At 65.6% G+C, this 21144-nt stretch carries 19 protein-coding genes; 3 read left to right on the forward strand and 16 right to left on the reverse strand.

Annotation, left to right across the window (positions count from 1 at the left end; translation table 11 throughout):
• Nucleotides 1-10: 10 nt before the first annotated feature.
• From B841_RS06820 to B841_RS06835, 4 genes are read right to left on the reverse strand one after another with little or no spacing between them, the layout of a single operon-like run.
• Complete coding sequence (locus tag B841_RS06820; RefSeq protein ID WP_020934754.1) at nt 11-1258, reverse strand: lipase family protein; 1248 nt, start codon at nt 1256-1258, stop codon at nt 11-13.
• Between the two features lie 19 nt (nt 1259-1277).
• A complete protein-coding gene (locus B841_RS13860) occupies nt 1278-1985 on the reverse strand; it encodes an SDR family oxidoreductase (RefSeq protein ID WP_020934755.1) in 708 nt (235 codons plus the stop codon).
• Nucleotides 1986-1988: 3 nt separating this feature from the next.
• Nucleotides 1989-2771: a 4,5-DOPA-extradiol-dioxygenase gene (gene ygiD, locus B841_RS13865; RefSeq protein WP_041631803.1), complete on the reverse strand. Its 783-nt coding sequence runs from the start codon at nt 2769-2771 to the stop codon at nt 1989-1991.
• A 5-nt stretch (nt 2772-2776) separates the two neighbouring features.
• Entirely contained in the window at nt 2777-3856 is a 1080-nt protein-coding gene (locus tag B841_RS06835) for a M24 family metallopeptidase (protein WP_020934757.1), read from the reverse strand.
• Between the two features lie 22 nt (nt 3857-3878).
• Here B841_RS06835 and B841_RS06840 point away from each other — a divergent pair, with 22 nt between their 5' ends.
• Complete coding sequence (locus tag B841_RS06840; RefSeq protein WP_169466580.1) at nt 3879-4481, forward strand: trypsin-like peptidase domain-containing protein; 603 nt, start codon at nt 3879-3881, stop codon at nt 4479-4481.
• A 272-nt stretch (nt 4482-4753) separates the two neighbouring features.
• Here B841_RS06840 and B841_RS06845 read toward each other — a convergent pair whose 3' ends face one another.
• A complete protein-coding gene (locus tag B841_RS06845; protein ID WP_020934759.1) occupies nt 4754-5656 on the reverse strand; it encodes a CPBP family intramembrane glutamic endopeptidase in 903 nt (300 codons plus the stop codon).
• 342 nt (nt 5657-5998) lie between these two features.
• Here B841_RS06845 and B841_RS06850 point away from each other — a divergent pair, with 342 nt between their 5' ends.
• Both B841_RS06850 and B841_RS06855 read left to right on the forward strand, forming a co-directional pair.
• Nucleotides 5999-6589, forward strand: coding sequence for a DUF3267 domain-containing protein (locus B841_RS06850; protein WP_020934760.1), 591 nt, complete (start codon nt 5999-6001; stop codon nt 6587-6589).
• Between the two features lie 338 nt (nt 6590-6927).
• Complete coding sequence (locus B841_RS06855; RefSeq protein ID WP_020934761.1) at nt 6928-8424, forward strand: DUF4389 domain-containing protein; 1497 nt, start codon at nt 6928-6930, stop codon at nt 8422-8424.
• A gap of 261 nt (nt 8425-8685) precedes the next feature.
• On the opposite strand, the gene B841_RS06860 is transcribed toward B841_RS06855, so the two are convergent.
• From B841_RS06860 to B841_RS06910, 11 genes are read right to left on the reverse strand one after another with little or no spacing between them, the layout of a single operon-like run.
• Entirely contained in the window at nt 8686-11373 is a 2688-nt protein-coding gene (locus tag B841_RS06860) for a DEAD/DEAH box helicase (protein WP_020934762.1), read from the reverse strand.
• A gap of 21 nt (nt 11374-11394) precedes the next feature.
• Complete coding sequence (gene tatC / locus B841_RS06865; RefSeq protein ID WP_245561030.1) at nt 11395-12375, reverse strand: twin-arginine translocase subunit TatC; 981 nt, start codon at nt 12373-12375, stop codon at nt 11395-11397.
• A gap of 36 nt (nt 12376-12411) precedes the next feature.
• Nucleotides 12412-12711 carry a Sec-independent protein translocase subunit TatA gene (gene tatA / locus B841_RS06870; RefSeq protein ID WP_020934764.1) on the reverse strand — a complete coding sequence of 100 codons (300 nt, stop codon included), beginning with the start codon at nt 12709-12711 and terminating at the stop codon, nt 12412-12414.
• 10 nt (nt 12712-12721) lie between these two features.
• Nucleotides 12722-13705, reverse strand: coding sequence for a helix-turn-helix transcriptional regulator (locus B841_RS06875; protein WP_020934765.1), 984 nt, complete (start codon nt 13703-13705; stop codon nt 12722-12724).
• Complete coding sequence (locus B841_RS06880; protein ID WP_020934766.1) at nt 13702-14601, reverse strand: helix-turn-helix transcriptional regulator; 900 nt, start codon at nt 14599-14601, stop codon at nt 13702-13704. The genes B841_RS06875 and B841_RS06880 overlap by 4 nt, the downstream gene beginning before the upstream one ends.
• 14 nt (nt 14602-14615) lie before the next feature.
• Complete coding sequence (pafA, locus tag B841_RS06885; protein WP_084482088.1) at nt 14616-15923, reverse strand: Pup--protein ligase; 1308 nt, start codon at nt 15921-15923, stop codon at nt 14616-14618.
• Between the two features lie 17 nt (nt 15924-15940).
• Entirely contained in the window at nt 15941-16132 is a 192-nt protein-coding gene (locus tag B841_RS06890; protein ID WP_020934768.1) for a ubiquitin-like protein Pup, read from the reverse strand.
• 2 nt (nt 16133-16134) lie between these two features.
• Nucleotides 16135-17604, reverse strand: a complete 1470-nt coding sequence (dop, locus tag B841_RS06895; RefSeq protein WP_052337815.1) for a depupylase/deamidase Dop — start codon at nt 17602-17604, stop codon at nt 16135-16137.
• 8 nt (nt 17605-17612) lie between these two features.
• A complete protein-coding gene (gene arc / locus B841_RS06900; protein ID WP_020934770.1) occupies nt 17613-19070 on the reverse strand; it encodes a proteasome ATPase in 1458 nt (485 codons plus the stop codon).
• A gap of 9 nt (nt 19071-19079) precedes the next feature.
• On the reverse strand, nt 19080-19916 hold the full coding sequence (locus B841_RS06905; RefSeq protein WP_020934771.1) for a tRNA (adenine-N1)-methyltransferase: 837 nt from the start codon (nt 19914-19916) through the stop codon (nt 19080-19082).
• Between the two features lie 16 nt (nt 19917-19932).
• Nucleotides 19933-21132, reverse strand: a complete 1200-nt coding sequence (locus tag B841_RS06910) for a M18 family aminopeptidase (RefSeq protein WP_020934772.1) — start codon at nt 21130-21132, stop codon at nt 19933-19935.
• Between the last annotated feature and the right edge of the window lie 12 nt (nt 21133-21144).

Here is a 21144-nt window from a genome sequence, read left to right on the forward strand (position 1 = left end):
GGGGTACACCCTACCGGGCCAGACGGTCGAGTAACCACCCGGCGTCGTCGGTGAAATGCCGGATATACGGCAATACATGATTGATTCCCAGCCCGCCCGGGATCCGAGGAATCTCACTCACCCGCCAGTCGACGTCGGCGCCCGCGGTCGCCCACTTCATGCGCAGACGGCGCACCGTCTCGTAGGGAACGACGTCATCGTGGCGGGCCGCCCGCAACCGCACCGGAATTTGCGGCGCCCGCCCACCCAGCCGACGCTTCTCCAACTCCTCCCCCGTGGCCGACAGGTCTTCGCACAGGGCCCCGAAGGTCAGGCCCCGGCGCGTCCATTGGGCGGTGGAGCGCCAGGCGGAGATCAGGAGGGAGCCGCCGACGCAGCGTTGGATGTTGTCGAGGAGTTCGCGGAGTCCGGCGTCGGTGAGTTCGGTGAAAATTTCTGTTTGGATCTCTTCGGAGGTGACCATGAGTCCGGCGGTGGTGTAGGCGATGACGCTGGTGGCGAGTGTTCCGTCGACGTGGTGCAGGACGTCGGTGAGGTCGGCGGGTGGGGCGCCGATGAAGGCCGCGCGCGGGCAGACGTCGGGTGCGTAGTCGGGTTCTTCGAGCATGGCGCCGATGGCTCCGCCGCCTTGGGAGTATCCCCAGAGGCCGAGGGGTTGGTCGTCGACGCCGAGGTGGCGGGCGGCGCGGATGGCGTCGTAGAGGGCGCGTGCAGAGGAGGGGTGGTCGCAGTACATTTGTACGCCGAGTGCGGGGTCGCGCGGGTAGTCGCTGATGATGACGGTGGCGCCGGCGGTCAGCAGCCAGTTGATGGTGGGTTGTTCGTAGGCCGCGATGACGTCGACGGGGTTGCGGAAGGCGTTGACGCCGACGGCGCAGGAGTAGGAGGGGTCGCAGTGTGGGGCGACGCCTTGGGTGGAGGGGGCGAGGGCGATGACGGGTCCGCGTGGGAGGCGGGGTCGGAATATGGCGCCGGTGGCGGTGAGGAGTCGGTCGCGGGAGTCGGTGGTGACGTATTCGTAGCGGGTGGAGCTGCCGCGGGTGCCGACGGCGGTGATTTTGTGGTGGTTGAGGAGGGTGCCCGGGGCGGTGCCGGCGAGGTAGGTCGGCGTGGTGAAGGTGGGGTCTTCGGTAGTGCGGTGTGGTTGAGGGCTGAGTTTGAGCGCCCGGGTGGTCACGCCGTGGGCGGTGTCTTTAAGCAGGGGAACGAGGGAGCGCAGGGTGGTCCGGAGGGTTCCGGATCGGTGGGTCTCGTTCATGGTGTTCCATTTAACTGGTTTAGCGGGGCATGTGCCGCCAGATCGGGCGTGGGACGAGTTTCATGACGGCGGCGAGCAGGGCCAGCTTTTTGGGTATCCAAAAGGTGCCCGGCTGGTTGGCCCGGATGCGGTCGGCGACGGCTTCGGCGACGTCGTGGGGGCGCACGGACATGATGGCCGGTGTCATGCCCTCGGTCATGGAGCCGATGACGAATCCGGGGCGGGCGAGGTAGAGTCCGAGCCCGGTGCCGTGGAGGCGGTCGGCCAGGCCTTGGCAGAAGGCGTCGAGGCCGGCTTTGGTGGAGCCGTAGACGTAGTTGGCGCGGCGGGGGCGCCAGCCGGCGATGGAGGAGAAGGCGACGATGTGGCCGTGGTCCATGTGGTCGGCCAGGACCGTGAGCATGGAGATCTGGGCGGTGTAGTCGACGGTGGCGATGTGTGCGGCGTGGGTTTCGTCGGTTTCGGCGCGGTGTTGGTCTCCCAGGACGCCGAAGGCGAGGATGGCGGTGGTGGTCTTCTCCCCTGCCAGGCGTTCGGCTTCGTCGATCACGTTGCGGTGGGTGTGCAGGTCGGTGGCGTCGAAGGCGAGGGTGGACACGCTGGCCGCGCCCGGGAAGTCCCCGATGTTTTCGGGGCGTCGGGCGCAGACGACGACGTGTTGGCCGGCGCATAGGCGTCGGGTCAGTTCGACGCCGATGTCGCTGGTGCCGCCAAGCAGAAGGATCATGGTTTAGGAGGCTACCCGGTAGCCGGTCATCGACAGAGATCCCATGGTGCGTTTGTCGTTGAAGGCGGTGACGTTCTGGTTGTCCAGGGCGGCGGTGACGCCGGCGATGTAGGCCAGTGGCAGGAAGTGGTCCGGGGTGGGCACGGCGCGGCTGAAGGCCTCGTGCTCAAGGAGTGTCTCGACGCGTTCGGGGCTGTCGGTCATGAGGTGTTTGGCGGTCTCGTCGAAGGAGTCCGCCCACCCGAAGCCGGTGTCGCCGGCGCGGGCTTGGACCATGGACAGGTTGTGGACGACGTTGCCGGAGCCGACGATCAGCACGTTGTTCTCGGTGGCCAGGCGGGCGAGCTTGTGCCCGAGCTGGACGTGGTGGTCGAAGGGTTTGGTGCCGTCGATGGACAGCTGCACGACCGGAATCTTGGCTTCCGGGAACATGTGCTTGAGCACGGACCAGGTGCCGTGGTCGAGTCCCCAGTTGTAGTCGGAGGCGACCAGGTCGGGCTTGGCGAGGTCCTTGACCAGTTCGGCGATCTCCGGGTCACCCGGCGCGTTGTATTGGGTGGTCTGAAGTTCGGGTGGGAAGCCCCAGAAGTCGTGGATGGTTTTGGGGTTGGTCATGGCGGTGACCCCGGTGCCGCGGGTGTACCAGTGTGCGGAGATCGACAGGATCGCTCGGGGTGCTTGGTCGGAGATGTCTTCGCCCAGGGTGCGCCAGGTGCGGGTGAAGGTGTTGTCTTCGATGGCGTTCATGGGGGATCCGTGGCCGACGAAGAGTGCGTTGGTTGTCATGGCGCCTAGCTTAGCGCAATTGGTTGAAGGTTCAACTGTTGGGCCTTTTTCCCGCCCACCGCACAGATGTCCTCGATGCGCATCCCCCACTGGCCGGGAACGTAAATGCCCGGCTCCACCGAGAAACACATCCCTTCCTTGAGCACCAGCTCATTGCCTTGGATGATGAACGGCTCCTCATGGGTCGACAAGCCGATGCCGTGCCCGGTGCGGTGCGTGAAAAACTCGCCGAACCCGCCCTCTTCGATGACCTCGCGGGCGGCCGCATCCACGCTCTGCGCCGTCGCGCCGGGACGGACCGCATTCACTGCCGCGGAAAACGCCCGCTGCAGCACCCCATAGGCGCTGGTGAACTCCGCCGGCGGCTCACCGCCCGGCACCACGTACGTGCGCGTGCAGTCCGAGTGATACCCCGAGTCCAGGGTGCCGCCGACATCGACGACCACCGGGTCGCCGGCCTGCAGCACCCGATCAGAGAAGGAGTGGTGCGGGTTCGCCCCGTTGGGCCCGGAGCCGACGATGATGAAATCCACCGCCTCGTGCTCCGCCAAGATCAGGTGCTTCAACTCCGCGGCGACCTCGGCCTCCGTCCGGCCCGCACCCAATAGCGACGGCACCTGCGCATGCACCGCGTCGATCGCCGCCCCGGCGCGCGCCAGCTGCTTGAGCTCCGCGTCCTCCTTGAGTACGGCCAGATGCGTCGGTAGGCGCCACTCGCGCGCAGGCAACGCCGCCTGCAGCGCCAGCACATGATCCGCCGTCAACGACGAGCCCAACCCGACCGGGCCGTCGCCCACCCGCTCCGCGACCAGCGCGTGCGCGTCCTGGCCGTCGGCCCAGCCGAGGACCTCCAGATCCAGGTGCGCGACCTCCGCGATATCCGTCGCCGGCGCGATCAGTACCGCCGCCTCCCCGGTCACCACCAGCGCCGTCAAGCGCTCATGTGAACTCATCCAGCTGCCCGTGAGATACGCCAGCTCCGGTCCGGTGCCCACCACCAAGGCGCCCAGGCCCTGCTCCGTGACGGAGGTGCGGGCCCGATCGATCCGGCGGGTATAGATGTCTGCGTCGAAATATTGTGTCATGCCCCCATGCTACGGTTTGCCCGTGAGCCCGTTTACAGTGCGTATCTCCCGCGGCCGCTCCTACTGTTCAGGTGTCCTGATCGCCGCGGACCTCGCGCCCCGCGACCACGGCGTCACTGATTTGGTGTTGACGTGCGCGCACTTCTTCCGCGATTCGCCAGAAGGAAAAATCGGCGGCGCCCACTTCCACGCCCGCATCGCCGACCTCGCGGTGGTCAAGGGAACGGACCTCGCGGTCGTTCGTCTCACCCGTCCTTGCACGCCGCGGACGTTGCCGGGCCTGGCTCGGGCCAGAATTCCCCTGCTCGCCCGCACCACCACCCAGGCTTTCGGTGGCAGCCGCTACCGGGCACGCACCCGCCGCGGCCGCGCCCTGTGGTCTTTTCCCCTGGCCGTCTCCCGTGACTGCACCGTCGTGCGTGCCCCAGTCTTCCTGTATAACAGCCCACCGGCGGTCAACGGCGACTCCGGCGGGCCGGTGCTTGTCCACGGCCGTATCGCCGCGGTGCAATCCATGATCCTGACCGTTGCCGGCCACCACACCGGCGTAGCCACCGTCGCCCAGACCGCCCCGCACCGAGACTCCCTTGCCGCGGCCGTCGCCGAACTCGACGCCCGCCGTTGAAGCCTGCGCTACGACACATTCGGCGGGCACGCACACGAGACGGCCAGTCCTCAGCGTAGGGCTGGCCTAGGCGTCGTGTCGGGGCAGACCTAGAGCCGGGGTCCGCATGCTAGCTCGAGCAAAGAGGAGTCTGCTTCAACAAACCCATCGCCCTGGAAGAGATGGGGTGCCCGTTGAGGAGGGAGGAGATCTTGTCGTTGGTCTCGCCGGTGATCACCTCCGCGTTGCTCCGCGGGGATAGTGACGACACCATGCCGTCGAGGTCATCATGATCACGATTTCCTGGGCGGCGCTTCCCGGCGCGGACCGGGGGTGACGTGCTCGGCAGGGCCGTTCGGATTTACCCGCTTCTTTCGGCCTGGCCACAAGCACAGCAGCAGGATCGCCAGCAGTATGACAAGCACCGACGCGTCGATGATCACCGAACTGAACAGCGCCGTCGGGGCATTCATGAGCGTGTGGACGCCGATGACGATGAACAAATTGGCGGTGCGCACATACAACAAGGCCAACAGGATGCCCAGGACGATCAGCCGGAGCAGATCCAGCGCCATGTCGATGGCCGGCATGCCTTCGGCGAGCGCACTCGGAATATGCCGGGCGGCGAACAGGGCCTGCGAGGTCAGCGAAGCCGCCACCAACGGACGGTAGGCGGAGGTCGGCCACCGGCGCCGCAGCTGAAGCAGGATCTGCGCAAACAGGAATCCGCGGTAGACTAACTCCTCGTATAAGGCGTTGCCCAGCAGCTGACCAATCAGCGCCCCGAGGACCGGGGTAATCCCCCACTCCGACCACTTTGCCGCCGGTTCAACAGTGCCGTTGAGCAGTTGGGCGCTCACCGCCTGGATCCCCTGCACCAGGAGCCAGATGCTCGCCGTGACCGTGATGCCGAGGGGGATCCGGGACCAGACGAGCCCGATATCCCGGGCCCGCAGATCGCCGAGACGAACGATGAGGAGACCGACGACCAAGGCGAGCGGCAGGGCGTTGCCCAGCAGGGTCCGGTTGACCAATCCAGCGGTGGCGTCCACGACAGGGGTGAATACTTCCGTACGAAATAGCCAGGTGATGAGAGCGACCACGAGGAGATCCACGGCCACCACCAGAACGAGCGTCCCGGAAGAGACGCCGCGTGAGGCCGTCGTCTTCGTCAGCGACGTCTGGCGCCTGTGCACGGTTCCATTATCCGCTATCCGCGCCCACGAAACAAGCGGCAGGGTTTCGCGCGATGTTTGGTGCTCGCCGCCGCCCCGCCAGGGCTGGGCGACGCAGGAAAGACGAGATGGAACATGGCCCTACCAAGAGTGTGTCTCTGAGACTTTCCGCTGGCCCCGGTCGCAGTTTTTCTCGGTGTAGGAAGCCACCCAATCAGGCCCCGCTGAGACGTTTTCCCTTTCATCGATCGGCAGAGTGGCGCATACTGAAGGCAGGCGGCGCCCCGGGCACTCTTCGGGGGCGGCCACCGCAGTTTCCCCTCCTCAACTTCCGCAGTGTCGGCAAGGCGAGAAGAGCCGACCATGAACACGCAGCAACACCGAGGCACCCTCGAACTGCCTACGAACTATCACCGGTACCTCACGGTGGACTTCAAGAAGGACCGAAAGTTCTCCGTTACGCTCCAGGGAATATTCCTGGCCGTGATTCTTATCGCTGTAACAGTCGCCCTGATATTTGACTTACCTTTGACCTCCGGGTGGAATCCCGTGGTCACGACCCTGGCCACCCTGCTCTTATTGCTGGTGTACATGGCGGCCCATGAAGCCACCCATGGCGTCACACTGCGACTGCTGACCGGCACCCAACCGTCCTACGCGGTGCGGTTTCCCTTTCTGGCCACCAGCAGTCCTCTCTACCTCACCCGCGGCAGCACCGTCATCGTGGCCTTGGCGCCCTGCCTCATCTGGGGAGCGGTGCTGGTTACCGCCCTGCTTTTGGTTCCCGTGGATCTGCGTCTGACGGTCTATATTCTCCTGGCCCTGAATTTCGCCGGATCCGCCGGGGACTACCTCGAAGCCGTCCTAGCGCTGCGTCAGCGACGGGAGGCGCTCCTGCAGGATGAGGGTGACTGCGTGCATGTCTTCCTGCCAGGCAGGGCAGAAAACACGTAACGCCCCTACCAAAAGCCCCGGTGGGGCGAGGGCGCGCCGAGGATCCCTTCCCCGCACTCGTCGACGCCTTGGAGAGCGCCTTTATCGTCCGGTCCAGGCGCAACAAGCCTCCTCGCCCGGTGGGGCCACTCTCACCAGGAACTTATCTTAAAAAATGCTGATAAATCCATTAGGAGGCTAGTAGTATGGACAACACGGATGAAGTGATTCTGACAAGCCGACCTCATCTGCACCAGTCATGGATGCCACTCACTGTCTCCACCCCTTAAGGAAGCATCATGGATGCCTATCCGACCTCTCCCACCGTTTCCTCCCCCTCCCCTCGACAACCCGCCCGGATGAGACCGCTGAACTGGGTCCTGTTGGTGGCGGGATTTCTGCTCACCGCCTTGGGACTGAGCCTGACTATCGGCGGAGCAGTGCTCATGGGCGCCCAATCCGCCCAACAAAACGGGCAATACCTCACCCTGGACTCGCAGCGTTACCAAAGCACCGGCCACGCCATCACCACCCCCTCCCTGGTACTGGATCCGGGAGAATCCGGGATGACCGGCCTGCCCCCGCTGGAAGAGCTGGCCAGCATCCAAGTCCGGGTGAACCCCGTGGTTCCTGACCAGCCCATCTTCGTCGGCGTAGGAGACGCTTCTGAGGTCGCTGATTACCTGAACGACGTCCCTCACGCCGCTATTGGAGGCGTGACCTGGACCGAGGAAGACCAATTATCGGGCCAATGGTCCTGGGCATCCGATGCCGAGGGGCAACTGCAGGAAACCCCGGGCACCCGGAACCCGGCCGCCCCGACCGACCAAGACTTTTGGGTGGCCTCCACCACGGGCACCGACACCCAGGAGATCACCTTTGACCTGCAGGAAGGCCAATGGACACTGGTGGTGATGAACGCCGACGGCACCTCCCCGGTGTGGGTCGACCTGCAGCCCGGGGCCCGCACCGACGTCCTCGGCGCCGTCAACCCCGGCCTGTTGATCGCCGGGCTGATCGGACTGCTCCTGGGTATCCCGCTGCTGCTGTTCGGCGCCGCCGGCCTAGGCCGTGACATCGACCAGGGAACACCACGGCCCACCCCCACCTCCGGGGATGTGCCGGGCGAAAGCCCTCGCGGTGTGACCGGCCACGCGGCCTCCCCGCTGTCATTCACCGGCCAGCTGGACGAGAAGCTCTCCCGAGGGCTATGGCTGATCAAATGGCTGCTGGCCCTCCCGCACTATTTAGTCCTGGCCCTGCTCTGGTTTTCGCTGGTGGTCACCACGATTGCCGCCGGGATAAGCATCTTGTTCACCGGCCGCTATCCCCGGTCCTGGTTCGCCTTCAGCGTCGGGGTGCTGCGCTGGAACTGGCGGGTAGGCTTCTACGCCTACGCGACCTTGGGCACCGACCGCTATCCCCCTTTCACCCTCGCCCGGGCCAACTACCCAGCGGCGCTGGAAGTGAACTACCCTGACCACCTCTCCCGGGGCTTGGTGCTGGTGAAATGGTGGCTGCTGGCCCTCCCGCACCTACTGATCCTCGGCATCCTCAGCGGCGGTGGCGGCGCCATCGGAATCGGCTCGATCCGCGACAACACCGGCTGGGGACTGTCCCTGCTCGGGCTGCTCGTACTCATCGCCGCGGTAGCGCTGCTGTTGACCGGCCGATACCTTCCCGGCCTCTTCGCCCTGATCGTCGGCCTCAACCGATGGGTCTACCGCGTCTGGTCATACACGCTGCTGCTACGTGATGACTACCCCCCGTTCCGCCTCGACCAAGGACCGACCGACCCGCCTCGCCAGCCCGTGCTCACAGGATCCGAGGCAACACCCGACAACCCCGCCGCCTAACCCCCAGCAACGTCGGCGTAGCCGAATCATCATGACCCCGCCCCGGTGTCCACTCCCCGGGCAGGGTCATCATGACCCTGTCACCTGAGACAAAACTTCACTGACGCCCCGGCATAGAAGCCGAAGACGCCCCCTCCACAGGAAACAGCGTACGTCGTGGCCTCAGTGCTATGGCACAACTGCGCGTCTTGAGACGGCCTTGAAATGACCTGGGCGACGCGAGCATCGACCAGGGACGGCGACGGCGCCGGCGGCGGGAGCCTACGTCCCGATCGCCACGACCCCGCGCCGGGCGGAATCCACCGCGCGCCGGGCGTTGCGGCGGATCTCGTCGGTGTAACCGGTCTTGGCCACCTGCTCCAGCAGATCGATGACCTGCAGCACCGAGCGCACGAAGTCACCGGCGGTCAATTCCGCCCCGGACTCCGCGGCCGCCGCCAGGCAATATCCCAGCGGCGCACCGGCCGTCCATTGATGCATCGCCAACGCGAACTGCGCCTCCGGCTCCTTCGAGACCGGCAGCCGGTGGCGTTTTTCGTCCGCGGCCAGCTGCGTCCACAGGCGCTCGGTCGCGTTCATCGCATCCACCATCGGATCCGTCGGCGCCGTCGGCTCCCCGCCGGTGGTTTTGCGCGCCTCAAAAGCGCACAACGACGCCACCCCGGCCAACTCCGCCGGATCCAGCTCATCCCAGATGCCACGCTTGAGGCACTGGGCGACCAACAGATCCGACACGTTGTGGATCTTCGCCAACCGCTCGCCTTCATCGGTGACCTCCGGCTCCCCGGAGGAGATCTCGACGTAGTCCATCTCCGTGAGCAGGTTGATGATGCGCTCGAAATGCTTGCCCAGCGTGTCCGAGGGGGTCACCTTCTTCTGCAGCCGCGCCAAATCCCGCTCCGCGCGGGTGAACTTCTCCCCGATGCGCGCCATCTCTTCGCGCTCCCGGGCCGGCCACGCGTGCACCGGATGATCACGCAACTGCCTACGCAGCGCCACCACCTTCTTCGAATCCCGGGCCCGCGGGGTGGTCTTCATCTTCTTCGGCCGGTCGAAGCGCTGCCGACGGAAAGAATCCACCACGAACTTCGTGTTCTTGCGCGGATGATGCGTCACATTGCGTGGCAGCCGCATCCGGCCCACCACAATCGGCGGGTTCTGGAAACCGGAGGCGTCGATCCGCCCCGACCAGCCGGACTCCGTGGTCACCCACGGACGCGGGTCCCGCGTCTGATTCGCCGGGGTCACCACCACCGCCAGGATCGGCTTCTTGCGCCCGGCCACCGCGATGACCTCCCCGACCTGCAACTTGGACAGCACCGCCGACGTCTCCATCGAACGCTGTTCCACGCTGTGGCGGCGCGACTCGCGCTCCTCGTCGCTCAACTCGCGGCGCAGGCGCGCATACTCCATCACCTCCTCGGCGTCCTCCGGCGGCAGCTGCGAGCGCAGCTGCGCGATCCGATCCTCCACCCGTTCCATCTGACGCACGTCGTCGACCACCGACCCGTCGGTCTGATACTGGGCGAAAGACTTCTCCAGCAACCGCAACGACGCCTCGAAGCCGTTCATGTTCAACAGGTTGACGGCCATGTTGTAGCCCGGCTCAAACGTCGACAACAGCGGATACATCCGCGTCGACGCCAACCCCGCCACCGCACGCGGGTCCATCGCCGGCGCCCACTGCACCACCGCGTTGCCCATGACGTCGATGCCGCGGCGCCCCGCCCGGCCCGTCAGCTGCGTGTACTGCCCCGGCGTCAGATCCACATGGGCCTCGCCGTTGAACTTCACCAACTTCTCCAGCACCACGCTGCGCGCCGGCATGTTGATGCCCAACGCCAACGTCTCCGTGGCAAAGACCACCCGGACCAGCCCCTTGACGAACAGCTCCTCCACGATGTGGCGAAACGCCGGCAACATGCCCGCGTGGTGGGCGGCGAAACCGCGCGACAACGCCGAGCGCCACTGCCGAAAGCGCAGCACCTCCAGATCCTCCTCCGGGATGCCCTCGACGCCTTCGTCGATGATGCGCTTGATCTCCTCGCCCTCTTCCTGCGTGGTCAGCACCTTGCGGGAGCGGTGGCACTGCGCCAGCGCGCCGTCACAACCGGCGCGGGAGAAGATGAAGAAGATCGCAGGCAGCATGTTGCGCCCCTCCAGCACCTGGACGACTTCCGGGCGACCCAACGGGCGGTACTTGTCGCCGCCGTTGTCGCTGCGCGCCCGGAAACCACGCCCCTGGCGGTAGTCTTCGCCGGAGGTGTCCGTGGACTCGATCCGCTCGATCCGGCGCTCCAGCTCGTCGTTGACCACATCGGACCCGGGTTCAAACAGCGGGTAGATCTTCCGGCCGACCATCATCCACTGATCCAGCGGCACCGGCCGGTGGTCGGTGACGATGACCTCCGTGTCTCCGCGTACGGCACTGAGCCAATCGCCGAACTGCTCCGAGTTGGACACCGTCGCGGACAGCCCGATGACGTTGACCGACTCATCGAGGTTGAGAATGATCTCCTCCCACACCGCCCCGCGGTCGCGGTCGCCCAAGAAATGGATCTCATCCATCACCACGTGCGTCAACCGGTCCAACGTGTGCGACCCGGCGTAGATCATGTTGCGCAGCACCTCGGTGGTCATGACGACCACCTCTGCGTTCGAGTTGATCGACACATCCCCGGTGAGCAGTCCCACGGCCTCCTCGCCGTGGACCGCGACCAAGTCGTGGTACTTCTGGTTGCTCAGCGCCTTGATCGGGGTGGTGTAGAAACACTTGGTGCCGCGGGACAAGGCCACCGAGACGGCGAATTCACCGACGATGGTTTTTCCCGCTCCGGTCGGGGCGCACACCAACACCCCGTGATCGGCCTCGACTGCCTTGCAGCCTGCGATCTGAAAATCATCGAGGGCGAAGTCGAGGCCGGAAATAAATTCGTCGAGGTGGGTCATGCCCCCAGGGTACTCATACCCCTAAAGCACGTCGTCGAAGTAATCCGTTTCCGCGGTGTTTCGACGCCGGGTCGGCTCCGGATCCTTCACCGACGCCGCCGGCTCCACCGGCTCCGGGGTGTACTCCAGCTCGGAGGCCTCCTCATCGTCGAGATCGGCCAACGCGACTCCCCCGACGATGCCGCGACGCTTGTCGTTGATCCGACAGAACTGGATGGCCAGTTCCACCAGGATCCCCACCGCAAACGCCAACACCAGCATCGAGTAAGCGTCGCCGCTGGGGGTCAGCAGCGCGGAGAACACGAACACCAGCAAGATGATGATGCGGCGCTTTTCCTTGAGGTCGTGATACCGCAGCACGTCGACGATGTTGAGCATGACGATGAACAACGGCACTTCAAAGCTGACGCCGAAAATGACGATCAACGCCAGGACGAAATTGAAGTAAGACTCACCGGTCAGCGCGGCCACCTGCGTCTCCCCGCCGATGGTGACCAGAAACTCCAGCCCCCTGTCGACGATGAGATACGCCAACAACGCGCCAGAGACGAACAGCAGGACGGCGACGCCGACAAACGACAGCGTCCAACGGCGCTCCGTCTTGTACAGCCCCGGGGTGACGAACGCCCAAATCTGGTACAGCCACACCGGCGACGACAGGATCAGCCCGGCCACCGCCGCGACCTTCAGACGCAGCATCAGCATCTCGATGGGGCTGGTGGCCAGCAGCCGGCACTCGTCTCCCGGGGTGAAATCCGCCCGGGTCTCCGGCGGCAATGAGCAGTACGGACCGCGGATGATTTCCCCGAGCGTCATCACTCCCGGAGGCGCCCACTGGTACCACACGAAACCGATGGTGGTGGCCAGGATAAACGCCACCACCGCAATGATCAGACGCTTGCGGAGTTCCTGAAGGTGCTCCACCAGCGACATGTCGCCGGTGCGGTTCTTCGGCTTCTTCCGGGCACGCTTGCTCCACACACGGCTGATTGCATTACTCATTTCACAACTACCTTTCCCTGCGGGGCAGGGATACCGTTACTGGTTCTGCTGGTTCGGCTGCTGGTAGTTCTGCGCCTGCGGCTGCTGCGGATTCGGCTGCTGCGGCGGAATCTGGCGGGGCTGGTTTTCCGGGGAGTTCCAGAAATCCTCGTCGGTGGGCTGGGTGGCGGAGGCCGCCGTGGAGCCTGCGTCCTCGTCCTTCATCTCCTTGACCTCAGACTTGAAGATGCGCATGGAACGACCCACGGAACGGGCGAGTTCAGGCAATTTACGAGCTCCAAAGAGCAGCACAATCACCAAAATGATGATGAGAATTTGCGCGGGCCCAATATTCATCCGGAGGTACTCACCTTTCTTCAGTATTCCGGGTAACCCTACCCGAACTTGTCGGCTCATCATAGCGCTTCAGCCCAGCTTCTGCGCGTCGAGAGACGTCTTCTGCCAGTGAGCTTGGTCGCACGACGGTCAACCGGTCCCCCTGGGCGATCGCAAAACGCATCAACCACTGCCGGGAGCCATAGGGCATGGCGGCCTCCACCCACCCGTCGCCGCGATCTCGTCCCAAAGTGATGTCGTGGTACTCCGCCAGCCACGTCGCGTCCGTCCGCAGGAGCAGCTTGGCTGTGTGCGTGAACCCGAAGCCTTCCCTTCCGTCCAGCTCGGCGGAGTGCGGCTCGGCGGCGTCGTCGAGAAGCTCCACCCCCGTCATCCGGTCCAGTCGAAAGGTGCGGTGGCCTTGCCCTTCCTCCCAGGCGATCAAATACGGCTCCCCGTCGCGGACGACCAGCTGGGCCGGGTCGACGGTGCGCGTGGTGGAGGCGTTCGACGACGCGGAGAAATACGTCAGCCGGAGCCGGCGACGCCGCTGCAACGCTTCTGCGACCGTCTGCTGGACCGCGGACTCCTCCGGGTCGACCTCCGAGATCGTGTCGTACACGGCCACGGCCTTATCGTCCATGATGCCGCGCAGCTTCGCCGCAGCCGACTCCACCGCGGAGGCGTCGATCAGCCCCGGCGTCGACTCTAGCGCCTCCAGGGTCAGCAGCAGGGTGCCCGCCTCCGTCGGGGTCAGCCGCAACACCCGCCCGACGCCCTGATCCTCCCGGACATGGACGTTGGTGTAGCTGTAGGTCAGATCGATCAATTCCTCCGGGCTGGCGCCCACCCCGGTGCAGTGCAACCGGGCCAGATCCCCCATCAACTCCTGCGGCTCCCGCCCCAGATCCCGGGAGGCCTCGAACAGCGTGCGCCCCGGATGCGCCTGAAAATACGGGATGAGGTTCAGCGCCCGCACTAAATCAGAGAGCTTCTCCGGGCTATCGTCGTTCACAGCGCCTCCTTGAGCAGGTCGCCGATCAGGGCGCGCACGTCGGCGGGCTCAATGACCTCGACCTCCGGGGCATAGCCCGCGGCGGTGCGCACCAGCCAGTCCTGATCCACCTCCGTCAACCGCACCAGGTCCTGGTCGCGCTCGCCGGCGTCGACGAGTTCCTTCGCCATGCCGTGCGGCACCCGCACCACCGCGTCGACGTATTCCCGCCCCTGCTTCAACCCGGCGGCGACGATGTCCTGCAGCGGGGCCGTCGCCTCCATGTGCGTGGGCGGCTCATGGGAGGCCTTGACGTCGCTGATGCGCAGCATCCGGAAACTCCGCGGATTCTGCCGGTCGACGTCCCAGCCGACTACGTAGACGCGGCTGTTGAGCACCACCACTCCCCACGGATCCATCGTGCGCCGGACCCGCTCCTTGGTGGGCACCGCCTGGTAGTCGAAGCGCATCCGCTTCTGGGCGCGCACACAGGTCAGCACCGCGGTCAGCGACGCCGCGGGAATGCGGTTGAGGTCGGTGTCGGCGGTGTAGACGGGCGCCTCCGACAAATCCCGGTCCGCCCCGGCGGCGGCGATCTTCGTCCACCCGGAACGACCGAACAGGCCTAGCTCCCCGGCTTGGCCCATCTCCCCTGCCAGCCCCAGCACCGTCGCCTCTTCCGGGGTGAAAGTGACCTCCGGCAGCTCGTAGTCGTCCTGGACGATGCCGTAGCCGTCGGTCTGGACCACCGGCACCCCCGCCCGCCGCAACGTCTGGACGTCCCGGCCCAGCATCCGCCGAAACGCCTCCTGCGACTGCCCCGGCGGATACCCGTCGACGTGGCGGCGGATCCAGTCAGGGGTGCGCACCTGCCCTGCCCCGAGCAGGGCGAAAGCCAGGTTGGTCAGGCGCTGCACCGACGTGGACACCTCTACCGCGCCATCCCCGCGATCAACTCGTCCACGCGCTCATCGACGGTGCTGAACGGATCCAGCAGCTCGACGGACTCGGCCCCGTTGATCTTCAGGTGGGTCCAGTCCACGGTGACGGGCGTGCCGGTCTCTTCTGCGGCCGCCAGGAACTTGCCGCGCAGCGTGGCACGGGTGGTGGCCGGCGCGGTCATCTCCGGCTCGACGTCGGCGGTCGCCGCCAGCCCCTTGCGGGTAAGCAGGTGGAACACGCCCCGATCCGGGCGGATGTCGTGGTAAGTCAAGTCGACCTGGGCGAGCTTGGGGTGGTCCTCGCCGAGCTTGTCCGCGTAGCGGCGCAGCAGCTTCAGCTTGATCATCCAGTCGATCTCGGTGTCCACCGCCGCGTAATCTTGTGTGCGGATCGCCGTCAGCGTGCGCCCCCACAGATCCAGCACCCGCTCCAGGTCCGCACGCGAAGTCCCCTCGTCGGGGCGCTCGGTGAACCACTTCAGGGCGTGCTCGTAGAAGATCTCCTGGATCTCCAAGGCGGTGATGGTGCCGCCGTTTTTCAACTGCAGCGGTAAGCGCCCGGTGCGATCCCGGGCGATGGCGCGCAGATCCAGGATGGAGTTCTGCAGCTCCAGGTCGGGAAACGTCAGCCCGGCCTCGAGCATTTCCAGCACCAGCAGGGTGGAGCCGACCTTGAGCAGGAACGTCGGCTCCGACATGTTGGAGTCGCCGACGATCACGTGCATGCGGCGGTATTTCTTCGAATCCCCGTGCGGCTCATCACGGGTGTTGATGACGGGGCGGGAACGGGTCGTCGCCGAAGAGATGCCCTCCCACACCTGGTCCGCGCGCTGCGAGACGAGGAAGCCGTCCGTGGCGCTGAGCATGCCGGCGCCGCTGGTCAACTGGCGGGTGACCAAAAACGGCAACAGCTGCTTGCCCAGCGTCTTGAGCACCATGTCGCGGCCGATGAGGTAGTTCTCGTGGCAACCGTAGGAGTTGCCCACCGAGTCCACGTTGTTCTTGAACAGGTAGATCGGTCCCTCGATGCCTTCCGCCGCCTGCGCCGCCTCAGCCTGGACCGCCAAGTCGTTGAGCATGGCGTCGCCGGCTTTCTCGTGCGCCAACAGCTGGCGCAGGTCGTCGCACTCAGCGGTGGCGATCTCCGGGTGCGAGCCGACGTCGAGGTAGAGGCGGGAGCTGTTGGGGGCGAAGACGTTCGTCGAAGAATACTTGGCGACGATCGGCCGGAAGAGGTACCGGGCCGTGTCCTCCGGGCTCAGCGCCCCGGAGATGCCGTATTCGGTCTCCACCCCCATGATGCGGCGGTGGAAGATCACTGGCCGCCCTTTTGCACGTAGGAGCTGACGAACTCCTCGGCGTTTTCCTCCAGCAGGCCGTCGATCTCGTCGAGAAGATCGTCCGTCCCGGCGGTGTTGACCTGCGCCTGGCCGAGGCCCTGCGCGTCATCGTTGGTGTCTTCGGGGCGGTCGCCGCCCCCACTGATCTGAGACTGCGGATTCGTCATGGCTACGATGTTACCCCCGCCACGAGTTCCTCGACGGTTTCAGCGCGCTCCACGACCTCCCCCACCTCCTCGCGGGTCCACCCGTCGACGTCGCTGATGTCGATGCGGCGGCCGTCGACGAACTCGACGGACTGCCAACTGGCTGCGGCGACGTCGTCGGCGAACTTCTCGGTCACCCGGCCGCGGAACCACGCCCGCGAGTCGGCGGGCGGGTTGTGCAGGGCGTTCTCCAGGGTTTCATCGTCCACCAAGGTGGTCATCCTGCCCTTGCGCACCAACGCGTGATACAGCGAACGGGCCGAGTCGATGTCGGAGTACTGCAGATCGATGACGCGCAGTTTCGGGTCCGACCACGCCACCCCCTTGTCCACGTACCCCTTAATGAGGGCATACTTCGCGGTCCAGTCCAGCAGATGCGAGGTCTTCAACGGGTCCTCGGCGAGCAAGTCCATGACCTCCCCCCACATCTCGATGACGCGCCTGTCGACGTCGTCGGTGGCCAGCACCCGCTCCCGATACTCGCGCAGCAGCCCCAGCGCGGTGAGTTTCCGGCCGTCGACCAGACGGGTTTCGTGGGTCAGCGTCAGATCCCGGGAGACGAACTTCAGCTCCGGCACCGGGCGCTGCAATTTCAGGTCGGAGAAATCCACGCCCCGCTCAATCGCGTCGATGACGAGCTTGGTCATGCCCAGCTTGAGGAAGTTCGAGGTCTGGGACATGTTCGCGTCACCGATGATGGTGTGCAGGCGGCGAAACTTCAGGGCGTCGGCGTGCGGTTCGTCACGGGTGTTGACGATGCCGCGGTTGAGCGTCGTCTCCAGCGAGACTTCCTGCACGAAGTAGTCGGCCCGCTGCGAGATCTGAAAGCCCTCGCGCTCGCCTTCCTCACCGATCCCGACCCGACCCGCCCCCACGATCACTTGCCGGGCGACGAAAAACGGGATGAGCGCCTGCGTGAGCACGTCGAAATCCGTCGAGCGCAGATACTGGTAGTTTTCGTGGCTGCCGTAGGAGGCGCCTTTACCGTCGACGTTGTTCTTGTAGATGCGAATCGGCGGGCACGGGTCGTGGCCGTTTAAGACGGACTCCTTGCGCTCCCAGAGTTTCGCGATGTCGCGCGTCGCCTGGTTGAGCACCAGATCCCCCGCCGCGTCGTAGATCATCGCGTCCCAGGCGTTCGGGACCTCTGGGCTGGCGTACTCCGGGTGCGCGTGATCGACGTAATATCGCGCCCCGTTGGGCAACACCACGTTGGCCACCCCGACCGCGTCCGGGTCGACGACCGGAGTCGTGTGGTAGCGGCGCAGGTCGAAGCCGCGGGAATCCGACAACGGCTTTTCCGCCGCGTAGTCCCAGCGCGACCGCGCCCCGGTGTGCAGGGCAGCGTACGCCACCACCGCGTGCGTGGAGGTCACGATCGGTGAAATCGTCGTGTCCTCGCACATGATGCCGTATTCGGTTTCCATTCCCATGTACCGCATTAGCCGACCACCTTGATCTCCGTGATGCGCGAACCCTGGATGCCGGCGATCCGCGCCCAGGCGTCGGGATCCGCCGTGTTCGGCAGATCGCCGCTCTCCTTCAGCTCCGTCTCCACGGCCGTGATGACGTGCCCCACGCTCACCCCCGTGGTGCGCCCGGCGATGTGATCCTTGATCGCTTCCTTCTTCGCCCGATCCACCACGTTGGCGATCATCGCGCCGGAAACGAAGTCCCGGTAGTGCATGACGACGTCCGCGTCGTCCATCTTCAGCTCCACGAAAGGACGGTCCGTGTAGATCGCGTCGACGCCCGCTGCGATGAGCTTGTCCACGGAATCATGGCGCGGCATCTCCTCGGTGAGGTAACGGCTGAAGATCTGCCGGGCGCCCTCCCGGTCCGGGCGCGCCACCCGCACCTTCAGGTCCAGTCGGCCGGGGCGCAGAATCGCCGGGTCGATGAGTTCCTCGCGGTTGGTCGCGCCGATGACGATGACGTTCGACAGCGACTCCACGCCGTCGAGCTCCGTCAACAGCTGCGGAACGACCGTGGTCTCCATGTCGGAGGAGACGCCGGAACCGCGGGTGCGGAAGATCGACTCCATCTCGTCGAAGAACACGACCACCGGGTGGCCGTCGTTCGACATTTCGCGCGCCCGCTCGAAGATCAGACGGATGCGGCGCTCGGTCTCGCCGACGTACTTGTTCAGCAGCTCCGGGCCCTTGACGTTGAGGAAGTAGGAGGTGCCCCCGCCCAGCTGATTGGCGATGGCCTTCGCGATCAGCGTCTTGCCCACCCCGGGCGGGCCGTAGAGCAAGATGCCCTTCGGCGGGTTGAGGTCGTAGGTGCGGTAGAGCTCCGGGTGATTGAACGGCAGCTCGATTGCGTCACGGATCTCCTCGATCTGATCGTCCAGACCGCCGATGTCCTCCCACGTGACGTCCGGAATCTCATCGAGCGAGAGCTGCGAGACCTCGGTCTTCTCGATGACCTCGAACGCGTACCCGGCGCGCGGGTCCGCCAGCAGCGTGTCGCCGGCGCGGGCTGAGTCCCGGATCGGGTCAGCCAAGTACACGACGTGTTCTTCGCCGGAGTGGGTGGTCACGATGGCGCGGTCGTGGCCGACTTTTTCCATGATGGTGACCAGGGAGCCGGTGTCGGGGTAGCCGGCGTCGTCGACGATGGTGTTGCCTTCGCCGAGGCGGACCAGTGCGCCGGGTTTGAGTGCGCCGGCGCTGAGGTTGGGGGTGACGTGCACGCGCATGCGGCGTCCGTGGGCGACGATTTCTGCGGTGCGTTCATTGTAGTTGAGGAACACTCCGTAGGTGGACGGCGGTTCGGCCAGTTCCTCGAGTTGTTCGCGCATTTCGCTGAGCTTGTCGCGTGATTCTTTGAGGAGTGCGGCGAGCTTGTGATTGCGGGCGGTGAGGGTCTGGTTGGTGTCGTCGGAGGTGTTCATGTGTTCAGCCTAGCGCCGGGCGCGGCGTTGCGGGCGAGGTGGTGTGACTCCGTCTGCGAGGCGGCGCGTCCAGACCAGGAATGCGGTGTGGGCGTTCATGCGGTGTTCGGGTCGGGTGGCGAGTCCTTCGACTTTCCATTCGCGCACGAGTGATTCCCAGGCGCGGGGTTCGGTGAAGCAGCCGAGTTCGCGGATGCCTTCCATGGTGTTCATCAGTTGTGGGACGGTGGCCACGTAGGTCATGAAGACGCCGCCGGGGATGAGGATGTCGCGGACGGTGTCGAGGAAGTGCCAGGGTTCGACCATGTCGAGGATGACTCGGTCGACGGGGCCGTCGAGGTCGTCGGTGGTGATCTCGCCGAAGTCTCCGAGTCGGGGGGACCATTGTGGGGGTTGTTGGCCGAAGTAGTCGGTGACGTTGTCGATGGCGTAGTTCAGGTGGTCTTCCCGGATTTCGTAGGAGAAGACGTGGCCGTCGGCGCCGACGGCGCGCAGCAGTGCCATGGACAGTGCGCCGGAGCCGGCGCCGGCTTCTAAGACGCGGGCGCCGTTGAAGATGTCGCCTTCGATGAGGATCTGGGCGGAGTCTTTGGGGTAGATGACGGCGGCGCCGCGGGGCATGGAGAGCATGTGGTCGACCATGAGGTGGCGGAAGCAGAGGAATTCTGTGCCCATGGTGGAGGTGACGACGGAGCCTTCGTGGGCGCCGATGATGTCGTCGTGGGCGACGATGCCTTTGTGGGTGTGGAAGTTGTCGCCGGGGGTCAGAGTGATGGTGAAGTGTCGGCGTTTGGGGTCCGTGAGCTGGACTTTGTCGCCTTCGTGGAAGGGTCCGGAATATGCCATGGGTGCTTTCTCCTAATCAGTAACCGGTCAAGTATGCCTCAAGGGCTTGCGTGAACCACGCCAGGTCTTTGACGCCGGCCATTTCGCGGGCGGAGTGCATGCTCAGCAGGGGGACGCCGACGTCGACGGTGGGGATGCCGAGGCGGGTGGCGGTGATGGGGCCGATGGTGGAGCCGCAGGGGACGTCGTTGTGGGAGACGAAGCTTTGGGTGGGGACGCCGGAGCCTTGTTCCCACAGGGCGATGGTGGTGGCGTCGGAGGCGTAGCGCTGGTTGGCGTTGACCTTGGTGACGGGGCCGTGGTTGAGCAGTGGCCGGTGGGTGGGATCGTGTTTGCCGGCGTAGTTGGGGTGGACGGCGTGGGCGGCGTCGGCGGAGACGCAGCTGGAGCCAGCGATCATGCGGCGGTGGTCGTGGCCGAGCGCCTGGGCGGTGCGGACGATGACGTCTTCGAGGATGGGGCCGCCGGCGCCGGTGGTGGTCTGGGAGCCGACTTCTTCGTGGTCGAAGGCGGCGAGCACCAGGACGTCTGTGGCGTCGCCGGAGTCGATGGCGTTGAGGAAGGCCACCAGTGAGGAGTGCACGCTGGTGAGGTTGTCGAGTCGGCCGGCGGCGAGGAAGTCGCCGAACACGGCGCCGCGCTGGGCGTCGGCGGTGATCAGGTCGTGTGCGCAGATGTCTTGGGCGTCGACGCCGAGTGCGCCCGCGAGGATCTCCATGACGGGGGCGTCGGTGATCATCTGGGTGTGCGTCTGGCGTTCGACGGCGGGGTCGCGGTCGAGGTGGATCGCCAGGTTGGGGATACGGGCCACGGGGCCGGTGTTGACCAGGTGTTCGGAGCCGTCGGCGAGCACGACCCTGCCCGCGATGGTCAGTTCGCGGTCGAACCAGGAACGCAGGATCGGTCCGCCGTAGACTTCCGTCGCGATCTGCTGCCAGCCCTGGTTGACAAAGTCCGGCTGCGGCTTGAGTTTGAACCCCGGCGAGTCGGTGTGGGAGCCGATGATGCGAAAGGCCGTGGCCCCTTCCGGCACCCACCAGGCCATGACGGCGCCGCCGCGGATGAGGTAGTGCCCGCCGGGGGCCGCCTCCCACTCGGCGGTTTCGTCCTGGCGGCGGAAGCCGTGCTCCTCGAGCCGCTGCGCGACCACGTGGGCGGCGTGGTAGGAGCTGGGCGAATCAGCGATAAAATCGATGAGGTCAAGGGTCTGTTTCATGAAACCCACTTT

The sequence above is a fragment of the Corynebacterium maris DSM 45190 genome, from assembly GCF_000442645.1.
GTDB lineage: Bacteria > Actinomycetota > Actinomycetes > Mycobacteriales > Mycobacteriaceae > Corynebacterium > Corynebacterium maris.